Annotated in this window: 6 protein-coding genes; 2 read left to right on the top strand and 4 right to left on the bottom strand. The window is 61.9% G+C overall.

From position 1 onward, the window contains the following. Nucleotides 1–90: 90 nt before the first annotated feature. On the top strand, nucleotides 91–1530 hold the full coding sequence (locus tag SYN65AY6A5_RS07605; protein ID WP_099812360.1) for a deoxyribodipyrimidine photo-lyase: 1440 nt from the start codon (nucleotides 91–93) through the stop codon (nucleotides 1528–1530). 182 nt (nucleotides 1531–1712) lie between these two features. On the opposite strand, the gene SYN65AY6A5_RS07600 is transcribed toward SYN65AY6A5_RS07605, so the two are convergent. Together SYN65AY6A5_RS07600 and SYN65AY6A5_RS07595 are read right to left on the bottom strand one after the other, a co-directional pair. Continuing rightward, nucleotides 1713–2969 (bottom strand): alkaline phosphatase, encoded by a 1257-nt coding sequence (locus tag SYN65AY6A5_RS07600; RefSeq protein ID WP_240531010.1) that lies wholly within the window; start codon nucleotides 2967–2969, stop codon nucleotides 1713–1715. Nucleotides 2970–3277: 308 nt separating this feature from the next. Further along, nucleotides 3278–5650, bottom strand: coding sequence for a DUF3488 and transglutaminase-like domain-containing protein (locus SYN65AY6A5_RS07595; protein WP_099884184.1), 2373 nt, complete (start codon nucleotides 5648–5650; stop codon nucleotides 3278–3280). 206 nt (nucleotides 5651–5856) lie between these two features. Here SYN65AY6A5_RS07595 and uvrA point away from each other — a divergent pair, with 206 nt between their 5' ends. Then, nucleotides 5857–8757, top strand: a complete 2901-nt coding sequence (uvrA, locus tag SYN65AY6A5_RS07590; protein ID WP_099884183.1) for an excinuclease ABC subunit UvrA — start codon at nucleotides 5857–5859, stop codon at nucleotides 8755–8757. Nucleotides 8758–8852: 95 nt separating this feature from the next. Here uvrA and hemW read toward each other — a convergent pair whose 3' ends face one another. Next, the gene (gene hemW / locus SYN65AY6A5_RS07585; RefSeq protein ID WP_099884181.1) at nucleotides 8853–10046 is read right to left on the bottom strand and encodes a radical SAM family heme chaperone HemW; all 1194 of its coding nucleotides are present in this window, start codon (nucleotides 10044–10046) and stop codon (nucleotides 8853–8855) included. A 57-nt stretch (nucleotides 10047–10103) separates the two neighbouring features. After that, nucleotides 10104–10502, bottom strand: coding sequence for a transposase (locus SYN65AY6A5_RS07580; protein WP_240531009.1), 399 nt, complete (start codon nucleotides 10500–10502; stop codon nucleotides 10104–10106). Nucleotides 10503–10678: the final 176 nt, after the last annotated feature.

The raw sequence follows: 10678 nt of genomic DNA, 5'->3' as shown, positions 1-10678 counted from the left end.
TAGACATCATTTGCCCACCTCTGCCGGCAGCCTGGGGTTGAAGAGAGGAAGAAAAAGCGGCCAAGATGGGATCCGGTTGCTTGGCCTCCTATGACTTCCCCGGTTCTCCTCTGGCATCGCCGCGATCTGCGGCTGGCGGACAACACAGCCCTCCACGCGGCGGCGCAGCGCAGCTCCCAGGTGGTGCCGGTTTTCGTTTTCGACCCGCAGGTCTTGCAGCGGGCGGATATGGCCCCAGCCAGGGTGGCGTTTCTCCTCCAGGCGTTACAGGAGCTGCAGGAACGCTACGCCCAGATGGGGATCCCGCTCCTCTGGCGGCGGGGGGATCCGTTGGCGGAGCTGCGGCAGTTGGCCACCGAGCTGGGGGCGCAGGCCGTGTTCTGGAACGAAGATCTGGATCCCTTGGCCCGGCAGCAGGAGAGTCGGGTGCGGGCCAGCTTGACGGCAGCCGGGATCCCCTCTTTTTCTTACCAAGATATGCTGCTGCACGGGCCAGGGGAAGTGTTGACCCAGGCGGGGGATCCCTACTCCGTTTTTACCCCCTTCTGGCGCCGCTGGTCCAGCCTGCCTAAGCCGGATCCCTTCCCCATTCCCAAGGATCTCCAGCCAGTGTCAAGCCTGCAAGCCCAACCGCTGCCCAGCTTGGCGGATCTGGGGTTTGTCTGTGAGCAGCGGATCCCGGCAGCGGGGGAGAGCGTGGCTCAGGGTCTTCTGGAGGATTTTTGTCAGGGCCTGCGCATTTTCGACTACGAGCGGGCCCGCAATTTCCCGGCTGAACAGGGCACCTCTCTCCTCAGCCCCCACCTGTGCTGGGGAACCATCGGCATTCGCCAGGTGTGGCAGGCCACGCGGGAGGTGGAAGCGGAGGTGCGCAGCGAAGAGGCCGAGAGCAGCCTGAAGACTTGGCGGCAGGAGCTGTGCTGGCGCGAGTTTTACAAGCATGTTTTGGTCCACTGGCCCCACGTGGAGAGCGGCGCCTATCGGCGCGCTTTTGATGCGCTGGAGTGGGACAACCGCCAAGATTGGTTTCAGGCCTGGTGCGCCGGGCAGACGGGCTACCCGATTGTGGATGCGGCCATGCGCCAGCTCAACGAGACCGGCTGGATGCACAACCGCTGCCGCATGATCGTGGCCAGCTTCCTAACCAAAGATCTGCTTATCGACTGGCGCTGGGGAGAGCGCTACTTTATGCAGAAGCTGGTGGACGGGGATCTGGCGGCCAACAACGGCGGCTGGCAGTGGAGCGCTGGTGTGGGCACGGATCCCAGGCCCCTGCGCATCTTCAACCCGGCCACCCAGGCGGCCCGCTACGACCCGGAAGGGGAGTACATCCGCCGCTACCTGCCGGAGCTGGCCGGGCTGGATACCCCCGCTTTGCTGTGGGTAGGCGACGATCCCAAGGGATCCTGGGCTCTGCAGGAGCGGCGGCGCTGCGGCTACCCGGATCCCATCGTGGATCACAAGGTGCAGCAGCAGGAGTTCAAACGGCGCTACCAGGCGGTGCAGCAGGGGCGCTCTCAGCCGGACTAGGCAGCCTATCCACTCCTTCCTGGACAGGAGGTGGCAAGGACTTCCCTCACCCCCGGCCCCTCTCCCTGAGGGAGAGGGGAGTTGGAGCGGCGCGTTCGCGACAGCGTTGCGTAAATAAAAAGGGGATCGCCGGGATCCCCTCCGTCCCCAGAAGTTCCAAGCCAAGGCCGGGCTGCCTGAGACTACGGCTTGAGCTCGCTGGGGATGCGCTCCCCAAAGAGCACGAAGTAGAGGATGCGGTAGATGTCGGTATTGGCGATCCCGGTGGGGGGCAGCAGCTCCCGAGCGTTGAGGCCGGCAGCCCGAGCAATAACCCCACTGCCCACGTCATCCTTGCTAGCCCAGGAGATGGCAAAGGAGAAGCGATTGCCGTTTTTGTCCGGAGCAGAAACAAACGGCTTCGTACCGGTGCCGTCCACACCGTCGAGGGGGGCGCCGCTTGGGTCGGTCGCGGGTACCGGCTTGTCGGGCTCGACATCCACCAACTGCATCCCGCCGGCGTTGCTGTCGCTGGTGGTTATCATGAAGGTCTTGGGATTCTTCTCGATGAAGTCAAGAATCACCCCAATGGCATCGTCGGCCCGCTTCATGGCCTCCAGGCAGCCGGAAGCATTGAGGTTGTTGCACATGTTGTCGGTGCCCTCTTCTTCAATGACGGCGAAGAAGCCCTTGGGATTGCGGGAGATCCGCTCTAGGGTAAACTGCGTCATCTCGGCAATGGTGGGGGCGCTGGCGATGTAGTTGGGCAAGTTTTCTTTGCGCAGCTCTTCCTCAGGCTTGTCGTAGAAGGTATCCTCTACGTTGAACACCCCCAAAACCTTGGAGGCATCCGCCGGCAGCTTCAGCAGCTCGTCGCGGGTATAGACGACGACATACCCTTTTTTCTTGGCTTCCTCGATGAGGTTGCGGCCATCCTTGCGTTTCCCTTGGCCAAAGCGACCCTGGACGCCTTCCGGCAGCAGCCATTCCTCGCCAGCGCCGAGGATGATGTCTACCCCTGACTCCACCACCTGCAGGGCAATCTCCTCATAGTCGCTGCGCTTGGCAACTTCGGCAACGAAGGCAGCCGTCCCCGGCTCAATGATGGATCCCGTTTGCACCAGAGCCGTACCCAAGCCTGCCGCCACAGCCTCTTCCATGATCGTGTTCAGGGTGCCGTTGGCAGAGGGGTACTCTTTGCCGTTCGGATCCAACCCAAAGCTCTTGGCGTGGACACGGGTTCCCGTGGCATGGGTCACCGCTCCGGCGTTGGAAGTTCCCCCAAGCTGGTCGAGATGGTGCCCGCGATAGGGGGCAATCACGGGGAGACGATCCCAGTTCAGAAAGCCATCGGGGCCGTAGTAGAGAATGCGCGTGATGTCCCAGTGGGAAGCTGAGGTTCCATCTGGGTGAAAGAAGATTGCACCGTTGCCGGTTGGCTTAGGCGCCGCTTGAGCCACACTAGAGGAAAAAACTGACGAGGACAGCAGACACAAAGTTGCAGCCAAAGCCGCCCTCAGAGAATAGCTACGCATAGCTAACACGCCCTTGCTCGTTCGAAGCTGAACGTCAAGGAAAGTAACACAGCCTTGAACAGTTAGCAAGAGCGCGCGCAAATGCTCCTGCAGAACTTACCTGCAGCGACAATCCGCCTCTTAGGTCTACTACTTGGCCGGGGCAGGTTGCGAGGTCTATACCTAGAGTTAACTATCTCTTAACTGCCTCATAACGTCAAGGCTTCTCGTAGAGCTTTATAACCGTCTTCCAGTCAAGCTGTTCTTTTGGGAGCAGGCGTCGAACTCTTGGCCTGCCAGGACCGCCTAAGCTGTCTAAGGTGGTGTTGCCAACGCTGCAGTTCCCCGGCTTCCAGCGGGATCCCGCCAAAGCGTACTTCCAGGTAGCGCTGCAGGAACCGGATGGCCAGTTCAACCTGAGGCAAGTCGGCCTGGCGCAAGTGTTCTAGGCAAGCTTCTGGCCCTAGGTGGGCGGGGATCCCCACCGCCGTCGCCAGATCCCGCAGTTGCAGATAAAGCCTTGAGATGACCTGGCGGCGCTGCTGGGACTTGGGCAGGGCCGCCGGGATCCAGCGCATCCCGGCAAAGGCCAGACTTGGCAGCAGGATCCCGACCATCCAGGTGGGCCATTCTGGGGGCGGCTGCCACAGGGATCCCATCACCACTCCATTGGCGGCTGTGGCCAAGAGGATCCATCCCCCATCCTGCCAGCGCACGGCCTGGTAGCGGCGGCGGCGGCCCCAGTAGGCCGTGAAGCCAGTGATGACCATCACCCCCACCAGCGGCAGGCTGTTTTGCTGCAGGCTTTGCCCCCAGCCCACCAAGCTGCGGCGGAGGGCAGCAACGACATCCTCCTGCTTTTGGGGAGCGGTCACGCGGCTGGCCAGCTCCTGAATCTGCCGCCAGATCTGCCGCTGGGTGGATAGATCGTACTGGATGACGTACTTAAACCAACGGAAGCGCAGGCTGTCGTAAAAATCTTGCAGGGGATCCCACCAGCTTTGCCGCTGGCTAACATTGGCCTCTGCCGGCGTAGCGTCAAAGATGACCCAGCCGTAGGAGCCAAAGGGGATCTCCGTCCACGAGTGGGCATCGGCGTTGCGCACCGCCAGGTACTTTTCCTGCGCCACCCAGCGCCCGCCCAAGAAGCCATTGACCACGCGGGCCGGGATGCCGAGGCTGCGGGCCAGCACCGTCAGGGCGGTGGCAAAGTATTCGCAGTGGCCGCGGCGGTGGGTAAACAAAAAGGCCTCCAAAGGCGGCTCGGCCCCGGGATCCGGCAGATCGGTAGTGTAGGCGTAGTTCTCCAGCAGGTAGTTCTGCAGAGCCGCTACCTTGCCAAAGACGTCGGGGATCCCAGCCGTGATCTCCTCTGCCAAGGCGGGAATGCGCGGATCCAGCTCTGCCGGCAACTGCAGGTAGGCTGCCTGCTGGGCTGGGTCAAGCGCACTCAGCAGCTCCTCCTGGCTAAGCTGGCGCAGGCGGGGCCTTAGATCCTGGGGGATCCAGCTCACGGCGCGGTAGAGATAGGGCAGCCGGGGGGGCAGAGAATGGCTGACATCCCCGCTCTCGTGCAGGAGCAGGCGGCGAGTTTGCCGTTGCCATGCCTGCTGCGGAGTCATCGCCCCACCTCGATCTAGCCACTCCACCTCTAGCAGCGGCGCCACCCCAAAGACGGTGGTGGTGGCCAGCGGCTCTAGGTAAATCCGCTGCTCCAGGGGGAAGAACTGGAGGTCGCTCGCGGTGGGGATCAAGGGGGAAGCCGAGAGATCAAAGACCCCTGCTGCAGTGGGGAAAATCGGGATCGCGCGGTTCAGCGTCCGCGACCAAGCCCGCCCGTCGTAGCGATCAAAGCTGATCCCCCGCCAGTAGAGGGACTCCACCTGGGGGGGCACCCCTGCCGGGAACTCCACCCGCAGGGCAACGGTGTTGTCGGTTTTAAGGGTGCCGAACTCCCCCAGGCTGACTTCTTCGGCAAAGCCGGTGGTCATCACCGGCGAGCGGGCCTGCCGGCCCAAGATCCCCAAGCTGAGCCGCGGGAAGAGGAAAAACAAAACCACCGAGAGAATTGTTGCCAGCAAGGCCAGGGATCCCAGAAACCCCAAAAAGCTGAGGTCGATCCCGCGGACTTGGCTGGCCGCCTGCGGGTGCTGCTCCGCCTGCAGGCACAGGTGATAGAGGGTGAGGTTAACCAGCCCCACCCCCACATACAGCAGGAATAAAAACCCAAAGCTGATGTCTTCGTTGAAGAGGGTGGCGATGGCCATCAGCAGCAGAGACAGCACCGCCAACTGGATGTGGTCTGCTGCCCGTTCCCGCTGGAACAACTTGGCCCCTGTTAGGTAAAGCACCAGGCCTATGGCCCCATCCGAAAGCGGCAGCACGCCCGCCAGCACCAGGGCCGCCAAGCTGACCAACACGCTCACCGTCAGGGGCATCCACAGGGAAGCATAGCGGGCAAAACTAATCCGGGGCGGCTCCCAAAACCAACTGGCAGCCCCCGCCGCCAAGCAGAGGGCGATAACCGCCGGCGACAGGGCCTGATCCCCCAGACAAAGGGCCGTGAAGGCGATCCCCACCAGCAGGTAGATGAAGACCTTTTGGAGAGAAAGGAGCGGCCAGGCCATTGGCTTTTCGAGGAGCCCTTGCGTTGCCCTTCCAAGATAGCCAAGCCAGCTCCCTGCCCAAAACCGACGCGGCCTGCTGGCACCCCCGCTCGCCCTGGAGAGGACAGACTTCTGTCGCGGCACTAGAATCGTTAATGTTCTTTAATGTTTTTTGACTCGCCGACTTTGGCGGCAGATCCACGCACGCTGCGCACAAAGGGGATGAGATGTCCGGCCAAAACGAAATCCATGTGGTGGGGGCGCGGCAGCACAACCTCAAAAACCTCGAGCTGCGGATCCCGCGCAATCGCCTGGTGGTGTTTACGGGCGTCTCTGGATCCGGCAAATCTTCTCTGGCCTTCGACACCATCTTTGCCGAGGGGCAGCGGCGCTATGTGGAGTCCCTCAGCGCCTACGCGCGGCAATTTCTGGGGCAACTGGACAAACCGGATGTAGACCGCATCGAGGGCTTGAGCCCGGCCATTGCCATCGACCAAAAGTCCACCAGCCACAACCCCCGCTCCACGGTGGGCACCGTTACCGAAATCTACGACTACCTGCGGCTGCTCTACGGGCGGGCCGGGATCCCCCACTGCCCCCATTGTGACCGGGTGATTGCCCCCCAGACGGTGGATCAAATGGTGGACCAGATCCTGGCCCTGCCGGAGCGGACGCGCTTTCAGTTGCTGGCGCCTGTGGTGAGGGAAAAAAAGGGCACCCATGCAGCCCTCTTGCAGAGCTTGCGCCAGCAGGGGTTTGTGCGGGTGCGCATCGACGGCCAAGTGCGGGATCTGAGCGAAGAGATCGAGTTGGCCAAAAACAAGGCCCACACCATTGAGGTGGTGGTGGATCGGCTGGTCAAGGGCCCCGAGATCGCCGAGCGGCTGGCCGATTCCCTGACCACCTGTCTGCGCCAGTCGGGGGGACTGGCGGTGGTGGAGCTCTTGCCGAGAGAGGAAGAGCGGGAACACCTGCTGCAAAAAGTGGCCGAGGTGGCGGGGCAGTACCTCAACGGCAAGCCGACGGAGCTGATCTTTTCGGAACAATTTGCCTGCCCCGAACATGGCTCGGTGCTGGGCGAGCTGTCGCCGCGGCTATTTTCCTTCAACTCCCCCATCGGCGCCTGTCCTGTCTGTCACGGGCTGGGCTTTGAGCCCATCTTCGACCCCGACCGGATCGTGCCGGATCCCAAGCTCCCTTTGTACGCGGCCATCGCCCCCTGGGCGGAGCGGGAGAACCCCTACTACCTGGCCCTGCTGGCGGGGGCCGCCAAGGCCTTTGGCTTTGAGCTCAGCAGCCGCTGGTGCGACCTCACCCCTGAGCAGCAGCAGCTCCTCCTCTACGGCAGCGACCAGGAGATCTACGTTGAAGCGGAATCCCCCTACCGGGGCCGGGGGTACTACCGCCGCTACGAAGGGGTGATCCCGCAGTTGCAGCGGCACTACCAAGAAACTACCTCCGAAACCTACCGGCAAAAGCTAGAGGCCTACCTCACCTACCGCCCCTGTGCTGCCTGTGGCGGATCCCGGCTGCGGCCGGAGGCCCTGGCGGTGCGCGTCGGCGGCTACCGCATCACGGATCTCACCCAGATCTCCATTGGCGATTGCCTGCGCCGCCTGGAAGACCTCAAGCTCACCCCCCGCCAGGCCCAGATTGCCGAGCTGGTGCTGCGGGAGATCCGAACCCGGCTGCAGTTTTTAATCGATGTGGGCCTCGACTACCTCACCCTGGCCCGACCGGCCATGACCCTTTCGGGGGGTGAAGCGCAGCGGATCCGGCTGGCCAGCCAGATTGGCTCCGGCCTGACGGGGGTGCTCTACGTGTTGGATGAACCCTCCATCGGCTTGCACCAGCGGGACAACGAGCGCTTGTTGCAAACCCTGTTGCGCCTGCGGGATCTGGGCAACACCCTCATTGTGGTGGAACACGACGAGGAAACCATCCGCGCCGCCGACCACATCGTGGATATTGGCCCTAGCGCCGGCATCCACGGGGGAGAGGTGGTGGCCCAAGGGTCTCTAGCCGATATCCTGGCCTGCGAGCGCTCCCTCACTGGCGCCTATCTGTCGGGGCGGCGGCGGATCCCGACCCCGGCTCGGCGGCGGCCCGGCAAGGCCGTTTCCCTCAAGCTCACCGATGCCCACAAAAACAACCTCAAGCACATCGATGTGGAGATCCCCCTGGGCAAGCTGGTCTGCGTCACCGGCGTCTCCGGCTCCGGCAAGTCCACCCTGGTCAACGAGTTGCTCTACCCCGCCCTGCAGCACTACCTCGGCCAGAAGGTGCCCAAACCCGCGGAAATGGGAGAGCTGCAGGGCGTTGAACACATCGACAAGGTGATCGTCATCGACCAATCCCCCATTGGCCGCACCCCTCGCTCCAACCCTGCCACCTACACGGGTCTGTTTGATCCCATCCGCCAAGCCTTTGCCCAGACTCGGGACGCCAAAGCCAGAGGCTATCAAGCTGGCCACTTCTCCTTCAACGTCAAGGGCGGGCGCTGCGAAGCCTGCAAAGGGCAAGGGGTGAACGTGATTGAGATGAATTTCCTGCCCGATGTGTATGTTACCTGCGAAGTCTGCGGCGGCAAGCGCTACAGCCGCGAGACCCTCCAGGTCAAGTACAAGGGCAAAAACATCGCCGAAGTCCTGGATATGACGGTGGGAGAGGCGCTGGAGTTTTTCGCTGCCCTGCCCCCTGCGGCCAAGATCCTGCAGACCCTGGCCGATGTGGGCCTCGACTACATCAAGCTGGGTCAGCCGGCTCCAACCCTCTCGGGTGGGGAAGCGCAGCGGGTGAAGCTGGCCGCAGAACTGGCCCGCCGCTCCACTGGCAAAACCCTTTATCTACTGGACGAACCCTCCACCGGCCTGTCGTTTTACGATGTTCACAAACTTTTGAACGTCCTGCAGCGGCTGGTGGATGCGGGCAACACCGTGCTGGTGATCGAGCACAACCTGGACATCCTCCGCTGTGCCGACTGGATCATCGACTTAGGGCCGGAAGGGGGCGACCAGGGCGGCCAGATCGTGGCCGTAGGCACCCCTGAGGCAGTGGCTGAGCAGCCGGGATCCCATACGGGGCGCTACCTGAAGCAGGTTTTGCAACGCTATCCCCCCGGCCAGTAAGCCCTGCTATCCCCACCCTCTGAGAGACAAGTTGGACAAAGGTCGACTTTGAACCGGGCGGCTGCTTTCTTCACTGATGTCCTGCCCAGTTCTCTTCAAAACAAAAGCTCTTCAATGACTTCGTTGGAAAACAGCCAGCCCTCCGGCGGGACTAGCCGCAGCCGCCCCGCCTCACAACTGGCCCAACCTTTTTCAAAATAGGGATCCAGCCTCTGCAGAGCCTGCTTCACTCTCTCGCTGCCAAAGCGCTCCTGTAAAGTTGCCAAATCCAGCCCTTCCTGGAGGCGCAACCCCAACATCACCGTATCCATCCAGATTTCTTCTGCAGAAGCCGGCGGCGGCAGGGGGTGAACCTGCGCTTTGACCTGTTCAAAGTATGCGTGGAGAGTTTTCGGCTGTTGAATGCGCCGCCCCTCTTCGTAGCCGACCGATCCCATGCCAAAGCCAAAGTAGGGGCGGTTTTCCCAGTACACCCGGTTGTGGCGACAGGCATACCCAGGGCGGGCAAAATTGGAGATCTCGTAGTGGATGTAGCCGGCTTGGGTGAGCAACTCCCGCGCCGTCAGGTACATGGCAACCGTGGTCTCCTCGCTGGGCAGAGGCGCCTCCCCCGGCCGGTAGAGACGCCCAAAGCGGGTTCCCGGCTCGAGAGTGAGATCGTAAACGGAGACATGGGTGGGGTTGATTTCAAGAACAGCCTGCAGTGACTCCTGCCAATGTTCTAAAGTTTGATAGGGCAGCCCGAAGATCAAATCCAGGTTGAAATTCTCAAAGCCCACCGCCTGCAAGTCGGCCACAGCCTCGTAAATTTCTTCCACCCCATGGAGGCGACCGCAGGCGGCCAGCAGCTCCGCTTGAAAGGCCTGTACCCCTAGGCTAATGCGGTTAACCCCTAGATCCCGGTAGCCTGCCAACTGCTCCCGTGTCAGGGTGCCGGGGTTGGCCTCGAGCGAGATCTCGCAGTCGGGATGAAACGGGATCCTCTCCCTTAGTTGGCTCAAAATCCGACTCAACTGCTTCACCGTCAGCAGGGAAGGGGTGCCGCCGCCGAAAAAAATGCTGGTCAAGGGCTGGGGATCCCCGGCCAAATGGCGGTAGCGGTAGGCGCCGCCGATCTCTTGGCAGAGCCTCTGCACATAGGTTTCGATCAGTTCGCGCGTGCCCAGGCCGGTGGCAAAATCGCAGTAGTGGCAGCGCTGCCGGCAGAAGGGAATGTGCAGATAGGCCGCCTCCGGCCAGCCAAGCTGAGTGGAGAGGGCAAAGTCTTCTGCAGAGGCTGCAACTACCATAGCTCCCTACCTTGGTGACGTACTCCCACACTCATGCTGACGCATAGAGTGCAGGCTTCATGGCTTACGCCACGCTTCGCCAACAGTGACCCCTGCCCGATAGCAGGACATTTCCTGAGCTTGAAGAACGGGACGCCCCACCGCTCTGGATTTGATGACCCTCGCCGAGCTGTGATCCCTGCCAATCCTCAACCCACAGTGCGGACAATCGTGCCACCGCTCATGCAGCTTTTTGGGCACATCTCGACCACACCCCGAGCACTCTTGACTGCTGCCGCGGGGATCCCCTGCAATCGTCAACAGCCCAGCTCTTTCAGCCTTGGCTGCCAAAATTTGCAGGAACTCACCCCACCCAGCATCATCAACAGATTTGGCTAGTCTGCTTCTAGCCAGACCCCTAATAGTAAGCGCCTCATGAGCAATGTGCTTCCCCTTACTTAACAACTTCTTTGCCATCTTGTAGTGAAAATCTTTGCGCTGGTTGGCTACTTTGTAAAACCGTCGGGCAAAGGGCGGTGTTGGACCAGCTTGACCGGCCCAACCTTGGGCAGATGGATAAACTGCCCTCGAATGCAGTCCTGCTTCATCTGAGGGAAGGTGAAGGAGCGATACCGCCCTACTCCCTTAAACCT

Origin of the sequence: Synechococcus sp. 65AY6A5, assembly GCF_002760415.1 — a bacterium.
GTDB lineage: Bacteria > Cyanobacteriota > Cyanobacteriia > Thermostichales > Thermostichaceae > Thermostichus.
This window is presented reverse-complemented; position numbering and strand designations above follow the sequence as displayed.